Consider the following 24,294-nt stretch of genomic DNA (forward strand, 5'->3'; position numbering starts at 1 on the left):
ACCTGTCGCGGCGACATGACAGCACGGACGACCGACCGGAAGGAAGACATGTGAGCCCGATCTCGGTCCGGGAATTCGCGGTGGCCTCCGCCACGGCGGTCACCGCCGTGGGAGGCGTCGTCGGCATGACGTCGAGCAGCGCCGCAGTGGACCAGGGCACCGAGGCGACCGCGACGGACACCACGTTCCTCGCGGACCTGCCTGAGGGACGGCGGGCCCAGGTGCAGACCGTGTCCCTGACGCGGCAGGCCGACGTCCAGGCAGTCGCCGCCGACGCGAGCGCCAGGAAGGACGCCGAGGCGGCGGCCCGCCAGGCGGCCGCCAAGTCCGCCATCGAGAAGAAGGAAGCCGCCGAACAGGCGGAACGGAAGGCCGAGAAAAGCACCGAGGCAAAGGCAGCGGCCTCCGCGGACACGTCCGGCACCTCCGCGCAGAGTTCGTACACCGTCGCACAGATCCAGGCGATGGCCGCACAGATGGTGCCGGGCGGACAGTTCCAGTGCTTCAGCAACATCGTGAACCACGAGTCGAGCTGGAACTACCAGGCCGTCAACGCCTCCTCCGGTGCCTACGGCCTCTTCCAGGCGCTGCCGGGCTCCAAGATGTCCTCGGTCGGCGCGGACTGGCGGACCAACCCGGCCACCCAGATCAAGTGGGGCCTCAACTACATGAACAGCTCGTACGGCAGCCCGTGCCAAGCGTGGACGTTCTGGCAGGCCAACCACTGGTACTGAGAAACCCGGCCGGCCCAGTCCATACATCGGGTGCGGACGGTGACCGGAGGCAGGCGTCGATGCCGGCGCATACGGGTGCCGACCGGGGTACAACTGCCGCTGAACGAGCCGGTACCCGTCCAACTCACCCGGCCAGGTGCGTAAATGGCAGGTTCTGGTCAAAGGCTCGCCAAACTCCGGAAGCCCCCGCCCTCTCAGTGATCGGGTCTCCAGCGACGGCTGTATCACCGCCCGTTCGGGAGGACCTGGTGTCAGCACCAACCCACAGAAGACGATGGCTCACGATCTGCGCCATCACCGCAACCGCCGGACTCGTCGCGATACCCGCGAGCGCCGCGCCCGGCCGGCACGACAACACCCCCTTCGGAGCCCGCACCCTCGCTCAACTCGCCGGCGAGCGAGCGCAGTCGGTGGACACCATGAGCCCCGAGGCGAAGGAGGACGACGGCGACGACGGCAACGAGGCGGACGAGATAGCCGAGGGCGCCGACCAGTACGCCGAGGCCCGCACCTCACCCGGCATCGTCGCCCCGGGCGCCTACGGCGCCGCGTGGAGCAGTCTCACCAAGCTGCCCCGCACCGGGGGCAGTTGGCACAACATCACCGATCTGCCGTACAACTCCGACGACCCCCGCTACCGCGACATCGACTCCAACTCCAGTGGCGGCTCGGGCAATGTCACCGGCCGGATGGCGGCGATGGCCGCCGACGACGACGGGTACGTGTACGCGGGCAGCGCGGGCGGCGGGGTGTGGCGGTCCCGCAGCGGCGGTGGGCACTGGCAGCCCGTCAGCGACCGACTGCCCTCCCAGTCCACCGGAGCCCTCGCGCTCGACGGCGGCGGACGGCTGTGGCTGGGCACCGGCGAGGCGACCACCAACGCGGACGCCTACCTCGGCAGCGGCGTCTACGTCCTGTCCGACCCGCACCACGGCACGTTCTCCACGCGCGGCCGGGTCGGCGGCGACGAACTGGAGTCCACCACCATCCACGAGCTGCGCTTCGGCGGCGGCAAGGTGTGGGCGGCGACCAGCGCGGGCGTGTGGAGCCACTCCACGAAGAAGCTCAGCAGCGCCTGGAAGCTGGAGTTCGCGCCCAACCCGGACTATCTGCCCGGCGGGTCGAAGGCCAAGGACCCCGACGCTCCGTACAAGAACATCACCAGCGACATCGCGATCGACCCCAAGAACCCCGCCAAGGTCGTGCTCGCGGTCGGCTGGCGCAGCGGTGACGACTACAACGGCTTCTACACCCGGACGAACGGCACCTGGACCAGGATCAGCAGTGGCTTCGGCGACCTGCCGACCGACCCGGACGACGTCGGCAGCGTCACCTTCGCCCGCTCCGCCGACGGCTCCCGCTACTACGCCGTCGACCAGTCGCCGGAGCAACTGAACACCAACCCGGACAGCGGCCTGGAGGGCATCTACGTCTCCAAGTCGGGCTCGCCAGGCGGCCCTTGGACGAGGATCGCCGACTACCAGGGCCTGGCCGCCTCCGGTTCGGCACTGACCTCCCCTGACTACATGCCCGGCGTGCAGGCCTGGTACAACCAGTTCCTCACCGTCGACCCGGCCGACCCGGAGCACGTGTACGCGGGTCTGGAGGAGGTCTACGAGACCAGGGACGGCGGCGGCAGTTGGTCGACCGTCGGCCCGTACTGGAACTTCAACTTCCCCTGCTGGAGCATCGACCCGGCCAAGCAGACCGGCGACTGCAACCCGACCACCCACTCGGACCAGCACGGCGTCGCGATCGGCCGCTACCACGGCAAGAGCTTCGTGTACGTCGGCAACGACGGAGGCGCCTACAAGCGCCCCGTCAACGGCGCCCAGGACACCTCCGGGCACGCCACCGACTGGACCTCCCTCAACGACGGCACCATCGACACCCTCCAGTACTACTCGGTCGGCGTCGGCAAGGATGTGACCCACGGCGGCGTCTCCGTCACCGGCGGCCTCCAGGACAACGGCCAGTCGATCCTGCGCAGCAACGACAGGGTGATGGGCTCCAACTTCGGTGGTGACGGCGGTGACACGCTCACCGACCCCGCCAACGGGTGCGACATCGCGGAGGAGTACGTCTACCTCGCCATCCAGGTCACCCAGAACTGTGCCGTGAACGACGGCAGTTGGATCGACGACCCGAGCAAGGCCACGTCGTACGACGTCGCCCCGGCCGACAACGCCACCGGCGAGGCGCGCTTCATCGCCCCGCTCGCGGCCGACGCGAGGAACAGCTCGACCTGGATCGCCGGCGGCCGTCACGTCTGGGTGCAGACCCACGGTTGGGCCATCCGCAGCGGCGACGAGTGGAAGAGCGTGTACGACCTCGGCTCGGGGCGTACCGCGACCGCCGTCGCGGCCTCGGGCGGCAAGGTGTACGCGGCCTGGTGCGGCCCCTGCAACAACCAGGGCTTCGCCCGCGGCATCTCCGTCGGGAACGCCGACGGCACCGGCTGGCACGACATCGCCCTGCCGGTCGACGGGACGGTGCCCAACCGCTACCTCAGCGGCTTCGCCCTCGACCCGAAGAACGCCGACCACGTCTATCTGACGGTCAACGGGTTCTCACGGCAGTGGACCGAGGGTCCGGGTGCCGGCGTCGGCCACGTCTTCGAGTCCAGGAACGGCGGCACCACCTGGAAGGACATCTCGAAGAACTTCCCCGACGTGCCGGCGGACTCCGCGGTCGTCACCCCGAGCGGCGGCCTCGCCGTGGGCACCGACCTCGGCGTCGTCCACCGCGCGCCCGGGCGTTCGACCTGGCAGCGCGTCGGCTCGCTCCCGGCCGTCGCCGTGCTCCAGCTCAAGCTGAGCCCTGACGGTCGCACGCTGTACGCGGCCACGCACGGCCGCGGCATCTACACGATCAAGGTGCGGGACGGCGACTGAGGCACGAGCCGCGTCACAGTGCAGGGGTGGCCCCGGTCTCCGGGGTCACCCCGCCGTCGTGTGCGGCACCACGTCGACCCGGAGCGTGAAGGCCACGCCGCCCGTGCCCGCCAGGTCCGGCTCCTTCGCCAGGACGCTGATCGCGGCGGTGCCGCCCCGGGTGCCCGGGCAGCGCAGCGAGGCCCTCGCCGTACCGTCCGCGTCCAGCCGCCAGCCGGACGGCAGCACGAAGACCGGGGCGGAGCTGCGCACGGCGGTCCACCGCCTGCCGTCCGTGCGCGGGCGCAGGACGAGCGACAGCACGGTGCCGGGCCGGACACAGATCTGCCGCCGGACGGCGTCACCCGGCGACACGACGACCTCCGCCCGCCCCGCGACACAACTCCTCGACGAGGGCGCGGAGTCCGTACCGGTCGGGCTCGGTCCGCTCGGTTCCCGTGTCGGTGCCACAGACGGGCTGGCGGACGCGGACGTACCGGACGACGGCGTGGCCGAGCCGCCTCCGGCCGACCCCCCGGACGAGCCCCCGCACGCCACCAGGACGACCACCCCCGCGATCACGCACCCACCGGCCCACCACCGCATCCGTGCACCTCCCGGCCCGGCCCTCGACGGACACCAGCATGCCCGGAGCGAGCTGTGCCGCGCACCCGCCGCCGATCCCGGCCATGCTGGGAGACGACCGAGCGCCGACGGCGGAAGGGGTGGAAGGCGGTGACACGATGACCATCGACGTGACGGTCCGACGCCTGATCCGGTTGCCGCCCGAGCGGGTGGCCGCGTACGCCATGGACTGGCGCCACGACGCCGAGTGGACGCAGGGCATCCGGACGGCGGAGCTGACCCGGCAGGCCGACGGCGGCGGCTTCGGGACGGGCGCCGAGGTCACCCGTACCGCACGCTTCCTCGGCCGCCGCATCGACTACGTCCTGCGGGTGGCCGCGTACGAGCCTCCGGGGCTCCTGGACATGGTCTCCGTGGCCGCGCCCATGCCGATGCGCGTGACCTACTCCTTCGCGGCGCATCCGCGTGGCACACTCGCGGCCATCCGGGTACGCGGAGGCCCCGGCGGTCTGCTCCGCCTGGCGGCGCCCCTGCTCGCCCGCCAGGTCCGTTCCTCCCTCACCAAGGACCTGCGCGCCCTCGAGCGCAGGCTCTCCGAGCGGCAAGGAGACATCTGATGGCGTACGACGAAGGGCTCGCCGAGCGCGTCCGGCACTGTCTCGGCGGGCGTCCCGGCGTCGCCGAGCGGCGCATGTTCGGCAGCATCACCTTCCTGTACCAGGGCAACCTGGCCGTCGGTGTGACCGGTGACGACCTCATGGTCCGTATCGGCGCCGACGCCACCGACGCGGCCCTCGCCAAGCCCGGCACCCGGCCCTGTGACATGACGGGCCGGCCGATGCGCGGCTGGGTCCTGGTCGCCGGGTCCGCCGTGGCGGAGGAAGAGACGCTGCGGGACTGGGTCGACGAGGGACGCGCGTTCGCGGCGAGCCTGCCGCCCAAGTGACGCGCGCTCCCGGGACGTCAGTTCCGGCGCGTGGCCTCCAGTACGGCCTTGAGCTGCCGCAGCAGCTCCGGGCCGGAGATCCGCAGGACGACCGTGTCGGCGCCGGCCGTCGCCAGTTCGCGGATGCGCTCGGCGGCCTGCGCTGCCGGGCCCGAGACGGTGAACACCTCGTGCGGCGGGCGGCCGAGCCAGGCGGCGTGGCCCTCGACGCTCGGGTGCAGGGTCCGGGCCACCTCGTCGGCGTCGTCACCGACACAGGCGAAGGCGAAGACCGTCAGGGTGTGGTCGGGGTCGGCGCCGCCCTTGCCGGTCAGAGCGCGGGCGTGCGCCAGATCCTGCGGACCATGCCCCTCCGCGATCACGGTGCCGTCCGCGACCCGTCCGGACAGCTCCAGTGAGCGAGGGCGCACCACGCCCGCGACCACCGGCGGCACCTCGGCCGGGGGATGTGTCAACTCCACGCCGTCCAGGCGGACTTCACGGCCAGCAAGCTCCACGCGCTCTCCGCGCAGCAGCGCGCGCACCGAGGTGATCGTCTCCTCCAGCAGAGCCAGCGGAGAGCGGGCCGCGGCGCCCACCTGGGCCATCCACTCCTGCACGCCGTGCCCGATGCCGGCCACCAGCCGACCGGGGAACACCCGCCCCAGCGTGGCCAGTTCCATCGCGAGGAGCGCCGGGCTGCGCAACGGGGCGGGGGCGATGCCGATGCCGACCCTGATGCGTTCCGTGGCGCCCAGGGCCACGGCCGCCGCGGAGACCCCGCCGTTCCACCCGAGGTCCTCGACGACCCACAGGTCGTCCGCACCGAGCGCCTCGGCCTCCCGCGCGAACCCGGGCAGCCCCTCGGGGGCCCAGTCGCGGTCGTACATCACACCGATCCGTACGTTCGTCATGGGCCGGAACCTATGCGGCGGTGGCGTCTCGATCAACGGGGCGTCCCGGTCGGGGGAGTCGGCCGTCGGCAGGATGCGAGGTGCCCGGGAGCGCGCGCTCCCGGGCACCCGGAGACACGGCGGAGCGCCGGACCACCGCTCCGAGCCGATGCCGTGCGGCTCAGCCCCCGCTCTTGCGCCGGAACGACCGCTGGCTCGACGCCGGGCCGTGCGCCCCGCGGATCTTCGACCCGTGGGTGTTGGCGGCGAGGTCGGCGGCCTCCGCCTGCGCGCCGCGCTTGCGCGCGAGAGCCTCACGGAACTTTCGTTTGAGGTCGTAGTTGCCGTCGCTGTCGGGCGCGAGAGCCGACGTCTCGGGGTCGGCCGGTTCCGAACCTTCCGGGGATGCAGCTTCTGCGGTCATCGTGACCTCCTGGGTTCGGGCAGTGGGAAGCACAGCTTGTCATGCCGTGAGGACGATCTTCCCCTGGATATGCCCGCGGGCTGCCCGTTCGTGTGCCGCCTGGGCGTCTTTGAGCGCAAACGTGCTGTCGATCGCGACGCGGACCGACCCCGCGTCGACCAGGCGCCCCAGTTCGGCGAGCTGCGCGCCGTTCGAGCGGACCTGGGTGGCCGTGACGGTGACACCGAGCCTGGCGTTCTCCTCCTCGTCGAACTCGCCGAAGTACACGGGGTAGAGGGCCCCGCCACGCTTCAGGGTCCGCAGGAAGCGCCTGCTGCCGGGGCCCCCGACCGTGTCGAGCACCAGGTCGATGTCGCGGGCGGCCTCTTCCGGCCGGTCCTTGGTGTAGTCGATGAACTCGTCGGCCCCGAGATCGCGCAGGAACGTCTCGTGGGCGCCGGAGGCCACGGCGATGACGCGGGCGCCCTTCCACTTGGCCAGTTGGAGTGCAAGATGACCGACACCGCCGGCGGCTCCGTTGACGAGCACGGTGCTCCCGCTGTCGAGCGCCATCGGCCGGTGCCGGGCCGCCTGGAACGGCGAGGGGTGGTCGTGCCCGAGCTCGATCAGGTACTGCCATGCCGTCAGTCCCGACATGGGCAGGCCCGCGGCGTGCACGTGGTCGAGGGAAGCCGGCTTGGGCGCGAGGTCGGACGCCGGGGCGGTGACACACTCGGCGTACGCGCTGCCCTGGAGGGAGGTGGGAAACCGCAGCAGCCCGACGACCTCGTCTCCGACGGCGACGCCCTCGACGTCCGTGGCGACGGCTGCCACGACACCCGAGACGTCGGTCCCCGGGATCAGCGGGAGGTGGAACGGGGGCTTGAGTTCGGGAGGTACGTCTGGCATTCCTTCGCGGGCGTACCAGTCGGGGGGATTGAGGCCCACGGCGTGCACGCGCACGAGCACCTCCCCCGGGCCCGGTGCGGGGACCGGCACCTCTTCGTAGCGGAGCACCTCGGGACCGCCGAACTCATGCAGACGGATCGCCCTCATCGTGTCTGTCGACATCGTTTCTCTCCTGCCCGCACTGCGGGATAGGCTCATCCGGATCAGTGATCCAGGTATCCGGTTCACTGATCCGAATATATGGATCACTGATCCGGAACGTCAAGAGGGGCAGATGCGAGCCGACGCCAGGAAGAACCACGATCACCTGCTCACCGTTGCGGGCGCCGTCATCACCGAGCAGGGTGTCGACGCGTCGCTGCGCGACATCGCGCGCCGGGCCGGGGTGGGACTCGCCACGCTGATCCGCCATTTCCCCACCCGCGAGGCACTCCTCGAAGCCCTGCTGCGCACGAGCTTCGACGATCTGGCGGCGCGGGCGACCGTGCTCGAGACGTCGACGCGCCCGGACGACGCCCTGGCCTCGTGGCTGCGTGACTTCGTCGCCTGCGCGCACAACTACCGGGGCGTCGTGGAACTGATGGTGACGGCCATCGAGGACCCGCAGTCCGCGCTGCACGCCTCGTGCGTCGCCATGCGCGCCGCCGGCACCCGGCTCCTGACCCGCGCCCAGGCGCAGGGCCTGGCACGCACCGACATCGACGGCACCGACCTGTTCGCGCTGGCCGGATCGCTCGCCTGGCTCAGCGATCAGCCCTCGCTCGCCGCACGCTCCGACCACCTCTTCGACGTGGTGGCGAGCGCCATCCTGAGGAGCCCGGCGCGTCACGACGACACGGCGACCACGTCACCGGCCCGCTAGCCGGGAGACCGGGCATGCCCGGAGCCGCCGATACCTTGGCCGCCATGATGCAACTCGGTTCCGTTCCCTGGCCACTTGACCCGATCAGGACCGAGCGGCTCGTGCTCCGCCGGTCGCAGTCCCGGGACCGTCCGGCATTCGTCGAGCTCTTCTCCTCACCGGAGGCGCACACCTACCTCGGTGGCCCCCGGCCCCGGGACGAACTCGAACGCGCGGTGCCCGAGACACCGGGACGGCGTCCCGGCCTCTTCGTGGTCGAGCTCGACGGAGCGATGATCGGCACCGTCGAGGTCAGTCGGCCCGAGGCGGAACGTCACGGTCAGGTCCGGCCGGATGCCGGGGCGGCCGAACTCGGCTACCTGTTCCTGCCGCAGGCGTGGGGGCGCGGCTACGCAGCCGAGGCGTGCACAGCGGTGCTCGACTGGTTCGCGGAGGTGTGTCCCGAGACGCCCGTGGTGCTCTGCACCCAGACCGCCAACAGCCGCTCGATGCGCCTGGCGGCAAAGCTGGGGTTCACCGAGCTGCGGCGGTTCGTGAAGTGGGGCGCCGAACAGTGGACGGGCGTCCGGGCACCGGTTGCTCCGCCCGCCGAATGAGTTCCCGGGCTCCCCTCAGCCGTCCCGGCGTACCGCCGCGTCGAGGAGGGGACCGAGTTCCCGGGCCACGGTCGTCAGCGGCCCCACGTCCTGCTGCGCCCGGGCCATGAGGATCGCTCCCTCCAAAGAGCTGACCATGAGGGTGGCCAGCGCGCCGGCCCGGGCCTCGGGCACGCCCATGTCGGCCAGCGCCCGCGCCACCGGAGCGGTCCAGGTCGCGAACGCCTCCGCGACGGCCGCCCGCGTGGACGCGGTCGACTCCGCCCAGTCCACGGTGGCGGCGGCGACGGGGCAGCCACCGGCGAACCCGGAGCTCTGGTACTCGTCGGTCCACTGGCGCACCATCGCGGCGAACAGCCCGCTCGGCGTCGGCTCGGGCAGGGCGGCGAGGAAACGGGCGACCCGGTTGCCCGCGTACCGGCCCGCCCACCGCACCGCCTCGTTGACCAGTTGCTCCTTGCCGCCGGGGAAGTAGTGCTGGAGCGAACCGCGCGGCGCCTCGGCGTGGGCGGCGACCTCGCGCATGCCGGTGGCGGCGACCCCCTCGCGCCGGATGAGCTGGGCCGCGCTGAAGACCATCCGCTCCCGAGCCCCCCTCTCGGACCCCGCCATCGCCGACCTCCCAGTCCGGTGTCATTCCGGGGTCACTCTATGACCGCCGTCATAGAAACGCTTACTATGACCACTGTCATAGTGTGCGGCAGCGGCTCGGCCTCGGCGCGAGCCGGAAAAGGCGGTGCCTCGTGTTCGTGGGATTCATCGGCCTCGGAACCATGGGCCGGCCCATGGCCCTCAACCTCGTCCGGGCCGGGACGCCTCTCCTCGTGTGGAACCGCACCCCCGGCCGCAGCGAGGCGCTGCGCGCCGCGGGTGCGGAGGTCGCCGCCGGCCCCGCCGAGGTCTTCGACCGGGCCGGGACCGTGTTCCTCATGCTGGCCGACGAGGCCGCCGTGGACACCGTGCTCCAGCGCGGCACCCCGGAGTTCGCCGGCCTCGTGGCGGGGCGGACCGTCGTCCACATGGGCACGACCTCGGCCGAGTACTCGGCCGGCCTCCAGGATGCCGTCCGGGCGGCGGGCGGAAGGTACGTCGAGGCTCCCGTCTCCGGTTCCCGCATCCCCGCCGAGCAGGGTGAACTGGTGGGCATGACGGCGGGTGACGACGACGCCGTCGCCGCCGTACGTCCCCTGCTGGCCGCCATGTGCCGGGAGACGTTCGACTGCGGTGCGGTCCCCGGCGCGCTGCTGATGAAGTTCTCGGTGAACCTGTTCCTGATCACCCTCGTCACCGGGCTGACCGAGGCGTTCCACTTCGCCGACCGGCACGGGATCGACCAGCGGCTGCTGCGGGACGTCCTGGACGCGGGCCCGATGGCCAGTGCCGTCTCGCGGGTGAAGGGGCCCAAGCTGCTGGCCCGCGACTTCACCGTGCAGGCCGCCGCGGTCAACGTCCTGGAGAACAACCGTCTGATCGCCGAGGCCGCCCGCAAGGCCGGCCTCGCCTCCCCGCTCCTCGACGCCTGCCACGTTCTGTACACCGAGGCCGTAGACCAGGGCCACGGCGACGAGGACATGGTGGCCGTCCTGCACGCCCTGGAAACCCGAACCGACGGCCCACCCGCCCCGTCAGGCGAACGAACCCCCTGACAGCCGTACGACCCCGTGGAGCCCCGGCGCGCCCCCACGGAGCCCGAAGCCGCGCCCGCCCGTCCCTCCGGTGTCCCCTGCAGAACCCATGGACGAGCGGGCCCAACTCTGGACCGACAGTTGGAATCAGCCCCGGGAGCCCGTCCGCGTCGACGGCCACTCCGCCCCGCAGCTCTTCGTCCCCAACCCGCCGCCGTCAGACTCCAGGTCGACGGCGGGACTCTGCACCTCGCCCACTACGGCACGTGCGGAACCCACTACAGCCGCACTCCCCCGCCCGCGGAACGGACTCCCGGCCCCTGAGCCCCCCGCGCGGGACATCACGACCGTATTCGGGCGACTCGAAAACCCCGATGTGGGAACCGGTAGAGGAGCCCTGACACACGCAGGGGCCTGGGGCGTGCCGCCCCGGCGCCCTCACCGGAGGAGAGGCCATGATGGCGCCTGAACACGACTCCCAGCAGGCCGTCCCGAACCCGCCGGGGATGCGCCCCGACGGCGACGGCGTCACGCGCCGCCGTCCGCTGCGCAGGCGCCACGTCGAGGAGACCGTCGAGATCGCGGTGCCGGTGCGGACGGCGTACAACCAGTGGACGCAGTTCAAGACCTTCCCCCGGTTCTCGAACGTGGTGCACGACGTGGAGCAGGTCAGGCCCACCGTGACCGCCTGGACCATCGGCTACGGACCGCTCCGCCACCGCTTCGCGGTGGAGATCGTCGAGCAGGACCCCGACGCCTACCTGGCCTGGCGCGGCCTGGAGCTGCGCCCGTCCCACCAGGGCGAGGTGGAGTTCAGGCCGACGCGGTCGGGCGGCACAGCCATCACCGTACGGATGCTGCTGCAGCCACGCGGGGCCGCCAAGCGGCTCACCGGATCCTCCAAGGTCGCCCAGGTGACCTCCCGGCTGGTGCGCCGCGAGCTGCAGAACTTCAAACTGTTCATCGAGGGCCTGGGGCAGGAGGGCGGGGCCTGGCGCGGCACCATCCGCAACGGGCGAGTGCAGCACGATCACCCGGAGCCGCCGAGGAGCCGGGTGGCCCAGTGGCCCGTCGGCTGACCGGCGCGGCGGACACGCAGGACACAGCGGCGAGCCCGTCGCGGCAAGAGAAAGGCGATGCGATGCAGAACCCGCCCGGCGAGGAGCCGGAGACCACCCTCTCCGTGACACCGCCGAAGAAGTGGGCGGCCGGGGTCCCCGCCGTCGTGCACGCGCTGGAGTACTCCCTGGAGCAGACGTCCCCGCGCAGGACCGGGGTGGACCTGCTGACCATGAACCAGGTGGGCGGGATCGACTGTCCCGGCTGCGCCTGGGCCGACCCCGCCCCGGGACACCGTCATCGCAACGAGTACTGCGAGAACGGCGCCAAGCACATCAACGACGAGGCCACCAAGCGCCGGATCACCGCCGACTTCTTCCGCGAGCACAGCGTCTCCGACCTCGCCGCCCGCTCCGACATGTGGCTCAACCAGCAGGGCCGCCTCACCGAGCCGATGATCAAGCGGCCGGGCTCCGACCACTACGAGCCCACGAGCTGGAACGACGCCCTGGGCGTGATCGCCGATGAGCTCGCCTCGCTGTCCACCCCCGACGAGGCCGTCTTCTACACCTCGGGCCGGGCCAGCAACGAGGCCGCCTTCGTCCTCCAGCTCTTCGCCCGCGCCTTCGGCACCAACAACCTGCCCGACTGCAGCAACATGTGCCACGAGTCGAGCGGCTTCGCCCTGAGCGAGACCCTCGGCACCGGCAAGGGCACCGTCAGCCTCGACGACCTCCACCACGCCGACCTGATCTTCCTGGTCGGGCAGAACCCCGGCACCAACCACCCGCGCCAGCTCTCCGCCCTGGAGGAGGCCAAGCGCAACGGTGCCCGCATCGTGGCGGTCAACCCGCTGCCCGAGGCCGGGCTGCGGCGCTTCAAGAACCCGCAGAAGGCACGCGGGGTCATCGGCCGCGGCACCCAGATCGCCGACCGCTTCCTGCACATCAAGCCCGGCGGCGACCTCGCCCTCTTCCAGGCCCTCAACCGGCTGCTGCTGGAGGCCGAGGACGCCCGGCCCGGCACCGTCCTGGACCACGACTTCATCGAGGCGCACACGGCCGGCTTCGAGGAGTTCGCCGAGCACGCCCGCACCGTCGACTGGGACGACGTGCGCGCGGCGACCGGGCTGACCCGCGAGGAGATCGAGAAGGTCCACGACGAGGTCCTGCGCAGCGAACGCGTCGTCGTGTGCTGGGCGATGGGCATCACCCAGCACAAGCACGGGGTGCCCACCATCCGGGAGATCGTCAACTTCATGATGCTGCGCGGCAACCTGGGGCGGGCCGGCACCGGCGTCTGCCCGGTGCGCGGGCACAGCAACGTCCAGGGCGACCGCACCATGGGCATCTGGGAGCAGATGCCGGACTCGTTCCTCGACGCGCTCCAGGAGGAGTTCGGCTTCGACCCGCCGCGTCCGCACGGACTCGACTCGGTCAACGCGATCAGGGCGATGCGCGAGGGCCGCGTCAAGGTGTTCCTCGCCCTGGCCGGCAACTTCGTGCGCGCCGCCCCCGACAGCGAGGTCACCGAGGAGGCCATGCGGTCGTGCCGGCTGACCGCCCACATCTCCACCAAGCTGAACCGGTCGCACACCGTGTGCGGTGACACGGCGCTGATCCTGCCGACCCTCGGGCGTACCGAACGTGACGTCCAGGCCGACGGCGAGCAGTTCGTCACCGTGGAGAACTCCATGAGCGAGGTGCACACCTCCCAGGGGCGCCTCGAACCCGCCTCCCACCTGCTGCTCAGCGAAGTCGCGATCCTGTGCAGGCTCGCCCGCCGCACCCTCGGCGGCAAGCCGGACATCCCCTGGGACCGGTTCGAGGGCGACTACGGCACGATCCGCGACCGCATCTCCCGCATCGTGCCGGGCTTCCACGAATTCAACGCGCGCGTGAGCCGCCCCGGCGGCTTCCAGCTCCCCAACCCGGTCAACGAGGGCGTGTTCAACACCTCGGCCGGCAAGGCGCTGTTCACCCGCAACGAGCGGGTGGTGCCGAAGGCCCCCGAGGGACATCTGCTGTTGCAGACCCTGCGCTCGCACGACCAGTGGAACACCATCCCCTACACGCTCGACGACCGCTACCGCGGCATCCACGGCAGCCGCCACGTCGTGCTCGTCAACCCGACCGACCTGAACGGGCTCGGACTCGCCCAAGGAGACCGTGTCGACCTGGTGAGCGTCTGGGCGGACGGCACCGAGCGCCGCGCCGAGAACTTCGAGGTCGTCCCCTACCCGGCGGCACCGGGTTCCGCCGCCGCCTACTACCCCGAGACCAACGTCCTGGTGCCGCTGGACAGCGTCGCCGACATCAGCAACCAGCCCACGTCGAAGGGCATCGTCGTACGCCTGGAGCCCACGTCGGCCTGAGGACGGCGCCGAAACACAGGGAGGGGCCGGGACGACGAGTCCGGCCCCTCCTTCTCTTTCCTGCGGACGAACCGCTGTCCCCCGCGGACGAACCGTTCTCCCAGGGCCCACGATCGGCCGGATGCCGTCTGTCCACGGCCCGGTGACGGCCAATAGCCTGTGCGGCCTTCGCGTACTGGGAGGTCTCGTGAACGGGCTCCGTGCGGTCGTCGTCTGTCTTGTGATCACCTGTGCCGCGACGGTGTCGCCGGCCGCCGCCGTGCCGGCGGGCCCGGCCGCGCAACCGACCTGGTCGGCGCTGCCGGTACCGGTGGCGATCCCGCCCGTGACCGTGTCGGACCTCGCCGCGCGCGGACCGGACGAGGCGTGGGCGACCGGTTACGAGCAGGCGTCCGACGGGGCGCGGCCGCTGCTGTACCGCTGGGACGGCACGGCGTGGAGCCGGGACACCGCCTTCCCCGGCGCCGGTGAGCCGGGCTGGCTCGGCAAGGTGCAGTTCGTCGGGGCGGAGACGTGGATCCTCCACAACCGGGCGGGCGAGGGCGAGATCCTGCGCCGGTCGGCGGGAGGCTGGAGTGCCGTTCCGCTGCCGCAGACCCTGTGGACCTATCAGGACTTCACGGCGGTGCCCGGGGCCGCGTGGGTGGTCGGGGAGGACGACACCGGGCTGAAGGTGCTGCACCACGACGGCTCCCGCTGGACCGCGCAGGCCACCCCGGACGGCGTGCGGTACCTGATGGGCATCACCGCGCGCACCGCCACGGACGCCTGGGCCTGGGCGGACACCGACACCGGGACGACCGTCCTGCACTGGGACGGCGCGGTGTGGCGGGACGCGGATGTGCCGCTGCCGGCCGACAGCAACGTGCACACCCTGCTGCTCGAACCGTCCGGCCGGATCACGATCGGCGGCAGCCAGTACACCGACGGCGTCGCCCGCACCTACCTGACGATCTTCAACGGGCACGCCTGGCGCACCACCCGTCCGCCGCTGGGCGACACCTCCACCGAGGCCATGGTGCGCGGCCCGGACGGCGCACTGTGGCTGCCGCTGCGCAGCGACCGCGCGTTCCAGTCGAGGTACGCGCGGGTGGACGGCCCCCGCACCGCCTTCTCCTACGGCCCGGAGCGCACGAACGCCATCGACGTCAAGCCGCGCGCGCTGGCCAGGGCCGGGGCGACGCTGCTGTGCTTCGGCACGGTCGAGATCTACGGCTCGAAACCGAACCTGATGAGTGAGCGGCTGGGAGGCTGACCATGGCACGCAGACTGTTCGTCGCCGCCCTCGCTCTCGCCATGGCCCTGGTCGCCGTCATGAGCTCGGCCGCGGCGGGCCCCCTGTCCTGGCAGCACGTGCCGGTCCCGGCCGACGTACGACCGCAGGCCGCGCTGAACGAGGCCGTGGCGTTCGGCCCGGACCGGGCATGGGCGGTGGGCGCCGACGCCGTCGGCCGCGAGGCACCGGGCTTCCCGCTGGTGCTGCGCTGGGACGGCACCGCCTGGCACCGCCAGGGCCTGCCCGGGATCGGCTGGCAGGGTGAGCTGCTGTCCGTCGCCGCGACCTCACCGGCGGCGGTCTGGGCGGTGGGCCGCGACGCGGCGGGCGGCGCCCGGCTGCTCCGCTTCGACGGCACCGCCTGGTCCGAGAGCCGGCCCCCGTCCGGTGTGGTGCTCACCGGGGTCGTCGCGGGCGGCGGCGAGACCTGGCTGACGGGCTCACGGAACGGCACCCAGGTGCTGCTGCGCCGGGACGGACGCGCCTGGCGGGACGTGCCCGTCCCGCCGGGAGCCGTGTACGGCCTGCACATCAAGGCAGCCGACGACGTCTGGGCCGCGGGCGCCACCGACGCGGGCGCGGCCGTGTCCCACTGGGACGGGCAGGCCTGGCAGCAGACGATCGTGGACGGCTTCCCGCGGTCGGCCGTGGGCAGTGTGCTGGCGGTCTCCGCGACCGAGGTGTGGGCAGGCGGCACGGCCGGGTTCGTGGGCGGTCCCCCCGGCCGGCCGATACCTCCGCTGCTGGTCCGCTTCGACGGGCAGACCTGGAGCCATGTGACCGTGCCCACCGACTTCGGCTCGGTCACCTCGCTGGCGGCCGACGCGTCCGGCGCGCTCGCCTGGGTCGCGGTGGCCCGCTCGCAGAAGTGGGGCCCGCCGGGCAGCACTCCGCCGCTCGTTCCCGGCCCGGACTTCCTTGCCTGGAACGGACAGGCGTTCACCGAGTACGGCGAACCCCCGGTGGCCGGGGAGGGCGACTCCTGGACGCTGCGCCTGGCCCCGGTGCCGGGCACGGGGACGGTGTGGTCGGTGGGCCGCGCCGCCGGTCCCGAGGGCACCTTCGCCCCGCGGATCCTGCGCTTCGGCTGAGAAGCGCGGAGCGAAGCGGAAATCCATCCCTCTTCCCCGCGAGTCGCGGCGCATGCACGGTTTCCCTCGATCGAGAGACATACGGCACACCCGCCGAGGAACTCGGCACGACGGGGTAACCGAGTTCAGGTAAGGGCGTCGGACGCACTGTTGCCGTCCGACAATGGAAGCCAGAAGGCAGTACAGCAACCGTGTCGTACGTATGGGGAAGGACCGGGAATGCTTCGGTGGGCGGAGACCACTCCGTGTGCTGGTCACCCATGTCGAGAGGTGACAGGAACGCCGACGGGCTCGGCGGTTCAGGCGGTCCGGCTGTCGGAGCCCGCCTCGTCGTCGTGCGTCGGCGCCGCCGCGGCGGCGCAGAACGCCTCCAGCCCTTCCAGCAGCGCGACCCGCTTGCCGGCGGGCATGTCCGCCAGCACGGTCTGCAACTCCCTCTCCCTGCGGATCCGCAGGTCGACGAGGAAGTCGCGGCCGCGGCCACTGAGATGCAGCCGCACCTCGCGCCTGTTCTCCTCGCACACGACCCGCTCCACGAGTCCGGCCGCCACCAGTCGGTCGCACAGCCGACTCGTGGCCGGCGGGGTCGAGGCGAGGGACTCGGCGAGGGTGCGCAGGTTGATGCCGTCGTGGTGTTCGAGGATGTACAGCGCCCGAAGCTGCGACGCGGAGGTGGGCGCGGTCGACGCCCGGCCCCACACGACCTCCAGCAGCTCGACGGCCGTCGTGGTCACGCGTGCGACCTCATCAGGCTCGAAGCGGCGTCGGAAGGCAGTCACGATCACACTCTCGCAGGCACTGGGGTGCCTGCCAGCGTACTAGGCGCGTGCGCCGACCCCACAGGACAGGGCTGGTCGAAGCGAGCCGGTCTCGTGACCGGGGCCCGTACGTCGTTTTGCGAAGGACAGGTGTTCACCCATCATGAAGAGATTTCTGGCCGCTGAACGCGCCCTGCGCACAGCGGCCCCCCACGAGTTGCTCGACGCCGTCCGCGCCGTACTGATCGAGGAGTACGGCGCGGAGGACGTCGAGTTGTTCATGGCCGACTACAGCCTGCGGGTGCTGCAACCGGTGTCGGTGCTGCCGCACACGCTGGAGCCGGTGTCGGTGCACAGCAGTCCGGCGGGCCGGGCCTTCGGTGCGCAGAAGCCGTACTGGGAGGACGTGCGCGACGGGCGGACGCGGCTGCACCTGCCGGTCAGTGTGCGCGGCGACCGGCTCGGCGTGCTGTCGGTCACCCTGCCGGACGGCGAGGCCACCCGGCACTGGGAGTCCGAGCTGGCCGCCGTCGCCGAGGTACTGGGGCACGAGGTGGTCGTGGCGGAGCGTGACACCGACCTGTACCTCCAGGCGCGGCGCAAGGACCGGCTGACCCTGGCCGCCGAGATGCAGTGGCAACTGCTCCCCGGCCGCGCCTGCTCCCGCCCCGAGTACGAACTGGGGGCCCAACTGGAGCCGGCCTACGCGATCTTCGGTGACAACTTCGACTGGTCCGCCACCGCCGACCACCTGATGCTGTACGTCACCAACGGCATGGGCGAGGGCATAGAGGCCTCCCTGCTGACGAACCTGGCGATCAACGCGCTGCGCAACGCCCGGCGTGCCGGGCTGTCCATCGCCGACCAGGCGGCCCTGGCCGACCAGGCCGTGTACGCCCACTACCGGGGGCGGTGCTACCTGTCCGTCCTGCTGTTCGACTTCGACCTGGCCACCGGCCGGGCGAGCGTCGTGGACGCCGGCTCCCCCCAGTTGTGGCGGCTGCGCGGCGGTGCCGTGGAGCGCGTCGACTTCGACGCGCAGCTCCCGCTGGGCATGTTCGAGGAGACCGACTACCTCGCGCAGGAATTCCAGGCCGAGCCCGGGGACCGGCTCGTCTTCGTCAGCGACGGGGTCCACGCCGTGGCCTCCCCCAGGGGCGAGGCGTACGGTGAGGCGGCTCTCTCCCGGGCCATCCACGCCACCCGCCTGCTGCCCGCCGCGGAGGTGCCGCGCGCCGTCCTGCGCGAGCTGACCGGCCACCGCGGCGAGTCCATGCCGAACGACGACGCGCTGATCGTCTGTCTGGACTGGCACGGCAGACCGGAGTTCGCCTGACCGGCGGGGTCTGCCTCGCGGCGGCGGGGGCATGTTGTTCACCGCCACACGCACGCGTTAACGTTTGCCATGCGGCAATAATTGCCACATGGCCTGACCGCTCGGCGGGCCGCAAGGGCTCGCAGGCAGGGAGACGATGCAGGTGGCGGAGCACGACACGGCCCTCGAGACGGCGAAGGAGCTGGGCGCCTTCCTCGAGCGGCGTCGTGAGCAGATCGCCCAGCGCTGGGCGGACGCCGCCCTGTTCCGAACGGTCTTCACCGTCTCCCGGGACGAAGCGGTCGAGGCGTGCAAGGCCGTGGTGGACTCCCTGGCCGACGTGGCGCGCACCGGGCGGCTGGAGGACGTCGACGCCCCGGGCTTCGGCACCGTGCGGGACCAGCTCGGACGCATGGCGGCGGCCCGAGCCCGGGCCGGGTTCACCCCCGTGCAGATCGCCGGCGAGGTCGCGATACTGCGCGAGCCGGTAGCCGCCCTGCTGCTCGCCGAGTTCCAGGACGCCGACGACGAGGCGCGCGGGGTCGCCTGCGCGCAGGCGCTGGCCGTCCTGACGGCCACGCTCCGTCTGGTCGTCATGGAGACCACGGTGAGCGCGGGCGAGGAGCTCATCGCCCGGCAGCACCAGCAGTTGATGGAGGTGGCCACGCCGGTCATCAAGCTGTGGGACGGCGTCGTCGCCGTACCGCTGATCGGGACCCTGGACAGCGCCCGCAGCCAAGTCGTGATGGAGAGCCTCCTGGAGGCCATCGTGGACCAGCGGGCCGCGTACGCCATCCTCGACATCACCGGCGTCCCGACCGTGGACTCGCTCGTCGCCCAGCACCTCATGAAGACGGTCGCCGCGGCCCGGCTGATGGGTGCGGAGTGCATCGTCTCCGGGATCCGTCCCGCCATCGCGCAGACCATCGTCCACCTCGGCATCGACCTCGGGTCGATCATCACGCGGGCGGGGCTCGCCGACGCGCTGGCCTACGCTCTCACCCAGCAGGGCATCGTCGTCTCCGCACGTCCGGTGACGGCGGCGATCCCACGGTGACCGGCTTCCTCGCCGCGCACTCCGGCTCCGGTCCGGTACCGGTGCTGACGCTCGGGGACGTCCTGCTGGTCACCCTGCAGGGCGAGCTGCACGACGGGGCGGCCGAACAGCTCCAGCACGACATCTCCCAACGGATCGCGTCCAGCCCGACGCCGGTGAACGGCGTCGTGATCGACATCTCCGGGGTGGACGTCGTGGACTCCTTCCTCGGCCGCGTCCTGGCCGAGATCGCCGCGAGCGCACGCCTGATGGCCGCACGGACCGTGCTGGCCGGAATGCGTCCCGCCGTGGCCATCACCCTTGTCGAGATGGGGCTCACCCTGCCCGGCCTGGGAACGGCCCTGAACGTCGAGAAGGCCCTGTCCCTGCTGGGCGGCGCCCTCTCGGCAGCTCCGACCGCACACCCGGAAGAGGGTGCATGATGCATGCCCCCATCACCTCGACCGCGCGTCTGCCCATCGGCTCGGACGCAGACCTGGCCTGGGTCCGACAACAGGTGCGTCAGACCGCTGCCGAACTCGGCTTCAACCTCGTCCAGCAGACGAAGCTGGTGACCGCGGCCAGCGAACTGGCCCGCAACGCCCTGGTCCACGGCGGCGGCGGACACATGGAGATGATGGTGCTGTCGGAAGGCGTCCACCACGGACTGCGGCTGTCCTTCGTCGACAAGGGCCCAGGCATCCGGGACGTCGACCTCGCCATGACCGACGGTTACACCACTGGTAGCGGCCTGGGTATGGGCCTGAGCGGGGCCAAGCGCCTCGTCAAGGAGTTCGCCCTGGACACCCGCCCCGGTGCGGGCACCACCGTCACCATCACCGACTGGGTCTCCGGCGTGCCCGCGCCGCGCACAGGTGCCTCTTGAGCAGGGTGTGGGACATCCCCGTCCAGGACAGCACCCGTGTGCGGGACGTACGCGTCGCCGCCGAGGCCGCCTGCGCCCGGGCGGGGCTGGACGCGCACGCCACGGCGGTGGCCGCGCTGGTGGCCACCGAGCTGGGCACCAACCTCGTCAAGCACGCCGGCGGCGGCCGGATCGTCATCAACCTGGTCGCCCCCGCCGACACGCTCGCCGAGGACGTGCCCTGCGTGCAGATCGCCTCCCTCGATCACGGCCCGGGCATCGACAACGTCCCGGCGGCCATGCGCGACGGTCACACCACCGCCTCCTCGTCCCTCGGCGCCGGCCTGGGCACCTGCCGGCGCGTCTCCAGGGAGTTCGACCTGCACAGCAGCCCCGGCCGGGGCACCGTCGCGGTCGCCCGCATCACCCCGGCACGGACGCCCGGCGGACCCCGCCCCCGGAAGGTCCGCCCCCGCACGGGCACCCGGGCCGGGGGGATCACCACCTCCCTCGCCCACGCCGAACAGTCCGGGGACGCCTTCAGCCGGGTGCGTTCCGGCAGGCGCGTCACCCTGATGCTGGTGGACGGGCTCGGCCACGGGGACAAGGCGGCCGACGCCTCCACGGCCGCCGTGGAGGAACTGCACCGGTGCGCGGATCTGCCGCCGGCCGAGATCCTGCGGCGGCTGCACGCCGCGCTTCGGGCCACGCGGGGAGCGGCCGTCGGCGTGGCACAGCTCGACGAGGACGCCGGCCGGCTCACGTTCGCCGGGGTCGGCAACATCGGTGCCCGGCTGCGCAGCGGCGGCGCGTGGCAGCCCCTCGTCTCCCACCCCGGAATCGTCGGAGCCCACTTCCCCGCCACCGTGCCCCTGCGCGAGAATGGCTGGACCCCGGACAGTCTGCTCGTCCTGCACAGCGACGGGCTCCCCAGCCGCTGGGTGCCACCCGACGGCCCCCATCTCGGCACCCACGATCCGGCCGTGGTGGCCGCGGTCGTCCTCAGGGACGCCGGAAGCGCCGCCCGGCCCCTGCGCGACGACGCCAGTGTGGCCGTACTGGCCCCTGACCCCCGGACGGACCCGCATGACCGCACCCCATGACGTCTGGAAGATCGCGTCGGCCACCGACGCCGCCCGGGCCCGTGCCGCCGTCGACCGCATCGCCACCGACGGCGGGGCGCCGACGGTGGACCGCGTCCGCTTCCTGACGGCACTGTCGGCACGGCTGCGCCACTGCGTCGGTCAGGGCGGCGCGTGGGAACTGCGGCTCCACGTCCGGCAGTCCGCTCCCGGACAGGGCGCCCGGCTGGAGGTGTCGCTGACCCCGGCAGGCGACGGCGAGCCGGGCCCGCGGGACGAGACACCGGCGCTCGTCTGCTCCCTGGCCCACCCGCCCGCCCGTACCGGCCGCCGCGGCACCGCCCCGCTGGCGCAGGCGCTGCTGCGCGCCGACGAGAACACCGCGGCGGTGCTGCGCCTGCTCGACGAGCAGGAGAACCTGGTCCGGCTGCACCGGGAGGAGCTGCACCACACCAACCAGGGCGTCCTGGCCCTGCACGCCGACCTGGAGGCCGCGGCACGCGCGCAGCGCGAACTCCTGGAGGCGGAGCGGACCGCGCGCACCGCGGCGGAACGGGCCCGGCGCCTGCTGACCTTCCTCGGTGACGCCAGCGCGGCCATCACCTCCTCGCTCAGCCACACGGCCATCCTGCGCCGCCTCTCCGACATGCTGGTGCCGGAGTACGCGGAGCGCCTCGACGTCTGGCTCTTCGACGAGGAGGAGTACGAGGACCACGACGACGAGCGCCCGCACCGGGTCCCGGAGCACTCGGCGGCCGCCGTCGCCGCGGCCCGTACCGGCCGCCCCCAGCACGCCGCCGCCCACCCCGGCAACCTGCCCGGCGTCGACGACCTCCCGGCCTCCGCCCTGTCCCCCGAGCGCCCGCTGCTGGCCATCCCCCTCGTCGCGCAGCGCCTGCTGGGCGTCCTCACGCTCACCGCCCCTGGCGACCGCTTCGACGAGGACACCTCAATGATGCTGGTCGAGCTCGCCCGCCGCGTGGGTGTCGCCCTCGACCACGCCCACCGGTACCAGCAGTCCCGCAACACCGCCGAGGCCCTGCAGCGCGCCCAGCTCACCGACCTGCCCACCCCGCCGGGCCTGCTGCTAGCCGCGCGCTACCTCCCCGCCACCTGGGGCATGAACATCGGCGGCGACTGGTACGACGCCTTCCTCCAGCCCGACGGGAGCCTGCTGGCCGTGATAGGGGACGTCACCGGCCACGGACTGCACGCCGCGGTCGTCATGGGCCAGTTGCGCACGGCCCTGCGCGCCTACGCCGTCGAGAACGCCACCCCGGGCGAGATCCTCACCCGGCTGCACCGCATGCTCGGCCACCTGCAGCCGGACCTGTACGCCACCGCGCTGATCGCCCGCTTCCGGCCCGGCGAACCGGAGGTGGTGTGGGCCTCGGCGGGCCACCCGCCCGCCGTCGCACGCGCCGCCGACGGCACCGTACGGGTCCTCGACGCCAAACCCGGCGTCATGCTGGGCATCCCGCTGCCGTACGTGTACACCGACCAGCGGACCGATCTGCCGCCCGGTTCGTCCCTGGTGCTGTACACCGACGGCCTCGTGGAACGCCGGGGGCAGGGCATCGACCCCGGCATCGGGCGTCTCGGCCGCGCCCTGGAGGCGCTCGGCACACCGGAACTCGAACAGGACCTGGACGCCGCCGCGGACGCCCTGCTCAAGCCCCTCCTGTACGACTCCGAACGCGACGACGACGTCTGCCTGCTGCTGTGCCACACCGTGGCCCCGACGGAGCGGGAGCGGCCCCGGCAGGCGGACCGGTCCCCCTCCGACTTCGAACCGCCCGACAGCCCGCCCGCGCACGGTAGCGTGAAGGACTCAAGGCGAGAGGGTGGATTTCGTGAAAGCCTCTGAACCGCAGCCGTCCGCGGAGGCCCAGCTCCGCGCGGCCCCGCCGCACGCGCTGGTGGCCACCGCCCAGCGTCTGCTCGCCGAGCGGGTGGGCGCCCAGGACGTGCGCCTGCTGCTCGCCGACTACGGCCTGGCCGTGCTGCAACCGGTGACCCACCTGCCGCAGACCGGTCCCCCGGTCTCCGCCCACGAAGGACCCGCCGGCAGCGCCTTCCTCACCCAGCGGCCGGTGCTCGAAGTCCTCCACGACCCGGCCGGGCACCTGGCCCATCTGCCGATCACGGTGCGCGGCGACCGCCTCGGCGTCCTGTCCGTGCACCTGCCGACGGGCGCCGTCGACCCGCACACCGTGCTCCAGCTCGCCGACTTCGCCACGGCACTCGGCCACGAGGTCACCGCCGCCGGCCGCGACACCGACCTCTACCTCCAGGCCCGCCGCACCCGCCGGCTGACCCTCGCCGCCGAGATGCAGTGGCAGCTCCTGCCCGGCCGGGGCTGCGCCCGCGAGGAGTACGCCATCGGCGCGCACCTCGAACCCGCCTACTCCATCGGCGGCGACACCTTCGACTGGTCCACCGGCGCCGACCACCTCGTCCTGACCATCACCGACGGCATGGGACACGGCATCGACGCCTCCCTGCTCGCCGGCCTCACGACCGGCGCCCTGCGCAACGCCCGCCGCGCCGGCATAGGCCTCGCCGACCAGGCGTGCCTCGCCGACCAGGCCGTCTACGCCCAGTACGGCGGCAAGGCGTACGCCTCCACGCTGCTGTTGCGCTTCGAGCTGGCGACCGGCGTCGTGCAGGCCGTCGACGCGGGCTCCCCGCAACTGTTCCGGCAGCGCGACGGCCACACCGAGCGGATCGAGCTGGAGGCGCAGATGCCGCTCGGCATGTTCGAGGAGACCCTCTACTCGGAGCAGACGTTCCAGGTCGAGCCCGGCGACCGTCTCATCGCCGTCAGCACCGGTGTCCACGGCACCCGCTCCGCGACGGGCGACCTGTTCGGCGAGCGCGTCCTGCGCCAGATCCTCGGCGCCACCCGTACCGCGCCGCCCCATGAGACAGCACGGGCGGTCGTCGCCGGCCTGATCGAGCACTTCGGCAGCCGTGACCTGGTGTCCGACGCCGCCGTGGTCTGCCTCGACTGGAACGGCCGCCAGGGCTGAC

General features: G+C 72.4%; 24 protein-coding genes. 18 read left to right on the top strand and 6 right to left on the bottom strand.

The window, feature by feature from the left end:
- Positions 1-50: 50 nt before the first annotated feature.
- Both ACZ66S_RS25955 and ACZ66S_RS25960 read left to right on the top strand, forming a co-directional pair.
- Positions 51-734: an aggregation-promoting factor C-terminal-like domain-containing protein gene (locus tag ACZ66S_RS25955; protein WP_469903918.1), complete on the top strand. Its 684-nt coding sequence runs from the start codon at positions 51-53 to the stop codon at positions 732-734.
- 248 nt (positions 735-982) lie between these two features.
- The gene (locus tag ACZ66S_RS25960) at positions 983-3,628 is read left to right on the top strand and encodes a beta propeller repeat protein (RefSeq protein WP_469903919.1); all 2,646 of its coding nucleotides are present in this window, start codon (positions 983-985) and stop codon (positions 3,626-3,628) included.
- A gap of 45 nt (positions 3,629-3,673) precedes the next feature.
- On the opposite strand, the gene ACZ66S_RS25965 is transcribed toward ACZ66S_RS25960, so the two are convergent.
- Positions 3,674-3,982 (bottom strand): acetyl-CoA synthetase, encoded by a 309-nt coding sequence (locus ACZ66S_RS25965; protein ID WP_469903920.1) that lies wholly within the window; start codon positions 3,980-3,982, stop codon positions 3,674-3,676.
- Between the two features lie 368 nt (positions 3,983-4,350).
- On the opposite strand from ACZ66S_RS25965, the gene ACZ66S_RS25970 reads away from it, so the two are divergent.
- Together ACZ66S_RS25970 and ACZ66S_RS25975 are read left to right on the top strand one after the other, a co-directional pair.
- Positions 4,351-4,809: an SRPBCC family protein gene (locus ACZ66S_RS25970; protein WP_469903921.1), complete on the top strand. Its 459-nt coding sequence runs from the start codon at positions 4,351-4,353 to the stop codon at positions 4,807-4,809.
- A complete protein-coding gene (locus ACZ66S_RS25975; protein WP_469903922.1) occupies positions 4,809-5,138 on the top strand; it encodes a TfoX/Sxy family protein in 330 nt (109 codons plus the stop codon). Before ACZ66S_RS25970 ends, ACZ66S_RS25975 begins: the two co-directional genes overlap by 1 nt.
- Positions 5,139-5,155: 17 nt before the next feature.
- On the opposite strand, the gene ACZ66S_RS25980 is transcribed toward ACZ66S_RS25975, so the two are convergent.
- The 3 genes from ACZ66S_RS25980 to ACZ66S_RS25990 all read right to left on the bottom strand — a co-directional run bounded on the left by ACZ66S_RS25980 (position 5,156) and on the right by ACZ66S_RS25990 (position 7,484).
- Positions 5,156-6,031, bottom strand: coding sequence for an LLM class flavin-dependent oxidoreductase (locus ACZ66S_RS25980; protein ID WP_469903923.1), 876 nt, complete (start codon positions 6,029-6,031; stop codon positions 5,156-5,158).
- Positions 6,032-6,191: 160 nt separating this feature from the next.
- Positions 6,192-6,434 (bottom strand): DUF5302 domain-containing protein, encoded by a 243-nt coding sequence (locus tag ACZ66S_RS25985; protein ID WP_469903924.1) that lies wholly within the window; start codon positions 6,432-6,434, stop codon positions 6,192-6,194.
- 39 nt (positions 6,435-6,473) lie between these two features.
- Positions 6,474-7,484, bottom strand: coding sequence for an NADP-dependent oxidoreductase (locus ACZ66S_RS25990; protein ID WP_469903925.1), 1,011 nt, complete (start codon positions 7,482-7,484; stop codon positions 6,474-6,476).
- A 112-nt stretch (positions 7,485-7,596) separates the two neighbouring features.
- On the opposite strand from ACZ66S_RS25990, the gene ACZ66S_RS25995 reads away from it, so the two are divergent.
- Positions 7,597-8,184 (top strand): TetR/AcrR family transcriptional regulator, encoded by a 588-nt coding sequence (locus ACZ66S_RS25995; protein WP_469903926.1) that lies wholly within the window; start codon positions 7,597-7,599, stop codon positions 8,182-8,184.
- Between the two features lie 44 nt (positions 8,185-8,228).
- Positions 8,229-8,780 (top strand): GNAT family N-acetyltransferase, encoded by a 552-nt coding sequence (locus ACZ66S_RS26000; RefSeq protein WP_469903927.1) that lies wholly within the window; start codon positions 8,229-8,231, stop codon positions 8,778-8,780.
- A gap of 15 nt (positions 8,781-8,795) precedes the next feature.
- On the opposite strand, the gene ACZ66S_RS26005 is transcribed toward ACZ66S_RS26000, so the two are convergent.
- Positions 8,796-9,392 (bottom strand): TetR/AcrR family transcriptional regulator, encoded by a 597-nt coding sequence (locus ACZ66S_RS26005; protein WP_469903928.1) that lies wholly within the window; start codon positions 9,390-9,392, stop codon positions 8,796-8,798.
- A gap of 131 nt (positions 9,393-9,523) precedes the next feature.
- On the opposite strand from ACZ66S_RS26005, the gene ACZ66S_RS26010 reads away from it, so the two are divergent.
- The 5 genes from ACZ66S_RS26010 (at position 9,524) to ACZ66S_RS26030 (ending at position 16,205) form a co-directional block, all read left to right on the top strand.
- Positions 9,524-10,426: an NAD(P)-dependent oxidoreductase gene (locus tag ACZ66S_RS26010; RefSeq protein ID WP_469903929.1), complete on the top strand. Its 903-nt coding sequence runs from the start codon at positions 9,524-9,526 to the stop codon at positions 10,424-10,426.
- Between the two features lie 437 nt (positions 10,427-10,863).
- Positions 10,864-11,484 carry an SRPBCC family protein gene (locus tag ACZ66S_RS26015; protein WP_469904328.1) on the top strand — a complete coding sequence of 207 codons (621 nt, stop codon included), beginning with the start codon at positions 10,864-10,866 and terminating at the stop codon, positions 11,482-11,484.
- Between the two features lie 62 nt (positions 11,485-11,546).
- The gene (locus ACZ66S_RS26020) at positions 11,547-13,838 is read left to right on the top strand and encodes an FdhF/YdeP family oxidoreductase (protein ID WP_469903930.1); all 2,292 of its coding nucleotides are present in this window, start codon (positions 11,547-11,549) and stop codon (positions 13,836-13,838) included.
- A gap of 187 nt (positions 13,839-14,025) precedes the next feature.
- A complete protein-coding gene (locus ACZ66S_RS26025; RefSeq protein ID WP_469903931.1) occupies positions 14,026-15,093 on the top strand; it encodes a hypothetical protein in 1,068 nt (355 codons plus the stop codon).
- A 2-nt stretch (positions 15,094-15,095) separates the two neighbouring features.
- Positions 15,096-16,205 carry a hypothetical protein gene (locus ACZ66S_RS26030; protein WP_469903932.1) on the top strand — a complete coding sequence of 370 codons (1,110 nt, stop codon included), beginning with the start codon at positions 15,096-15,098 and terminating at the stop codon, positions 16,203-16,205.
- A gap of 299 nt (positions 16,206-16,504) precedes the next feature.
- Here the strand turns inward: ACZ66S_RS26030 and ACZ66S_RS26035 are convergent, their stop codons facing one another.
- On the bottom strand, positions 16,505-16,990 hold the full coding sequence (locus ACZ66S_RS26035; protein ID WP_469903933.1) for a MarR family transcriptional regulator: 486 nt from the start codon (positions 16,988-16,990) through the stop codon (positions 16,505-16,507).
- 136 nt (positions 16,991-17,126) lie between these two features.
- Between ACZ66S_RS26035 and ACZ66S_RS26040 the strand changes: the two genes are divergently transcribed.
- From ACZ66S_RS26040 to ACZ66S_RS26070, 7 genes are all read left to right on the top strand, one after another.
- Complete coding sequence (locus tag ACZ66S_RS26040) at positions 17,127-18,299, top strand: PP2C family protein-serine/threonine phosphatase (protein WP_469903934.1); 1,173 nt, start codon at positions 17,127-17,129, stop codon at positions 18,297-18,299.
- A 136-nt stretch (positions 18,300-18,435) separates the two neighbouring features.
- Positions 18,436-19,335 carry an STAS domain-containing protein gene (locus ACZ66S_RS26045; protein ID WP_469903935.1) on the top strand — a complete coding sequence of 300 codons (900 nt, stop codon included), beginning with the start codon at positions 18,436-18,438 and terminating at the stop codon, positions 19,333-19,335.
- A complete protein-coding gene (locus ACZ66S_RS26050) occupies positions 19,332-19,757 on the top strand; it encodes an STAS domain-containing protein (protein ID WP_469903936.1) in 426 nt (141 codons plus the stop codon). The genes ACZ66S_RS26045 and ACZ66S_RS26050 overlap by 4 nt, the downstream gene beginning before the upstream one ends.
- The gene (locus tag ACZ66S_RS26055; protein ID WP_469904329.1) at positions 19,757-20,200 is read left to right on the top strand and encodes an anti-sigma regulatory factor; all 444 of its coding nucleotides are present in this window, start codon (positions 19,757-19,759) and stop codon (positions 20,198-20,200) included. The genes ACZ66S_RS26050 and ACZ66S_RS26055 overlap by 1 nt, the downstream gene beginning before the upstream one ends.
- Complete coding sequence (locus ACZ66S_RS26060; protein WP_469903937.1) at positions 20,197-21,282, top strand: SpoIIE family protein phosphatase; 1,086 nt, start codon at positions 20,197-20,199, stop codon at positions 21,280-21,282. Before ACZ66S_RS26055 ends, ACZ66S_RS26060 begins: the two co-directional genes overlap by 4 nt.
- A complete protein-coding gene (locus ACZ66S_RS26065) occupies positions 21,266-23,128 on the top strand; it encodes a PP2C family protein-serine/threonine phosphatase (RefSeq protein WP_469903938.1) in 1,863 nt (620 codons plus the stop codon). Before ACZ66S_RS26060 ends, ACZ66S_RS26065 begins: the two co-directional genes overlap by 17 nt.
- Complete coding sequence (locus ACZ66S_RS26070; RefSeq protein ID WP_469903939.1) at positions 23,106-24,293, top strand: PP2C family protein-serine/threonine phosphatase; 1,188 nt, start codon at positions 23,106-23,108, stop codon at positions 24,291-24,293. The genes ACZ66S_RS26065 and ACZ66S_RS26070 overlap by 23 nt, the downstream gene beginning before the upstream one ends.
- Position 24,294: the final 1 nt, after the last annotated feature.

Source organism: Streptomyces sp. NPDC107471 (genome assembly GCF_055582845.1).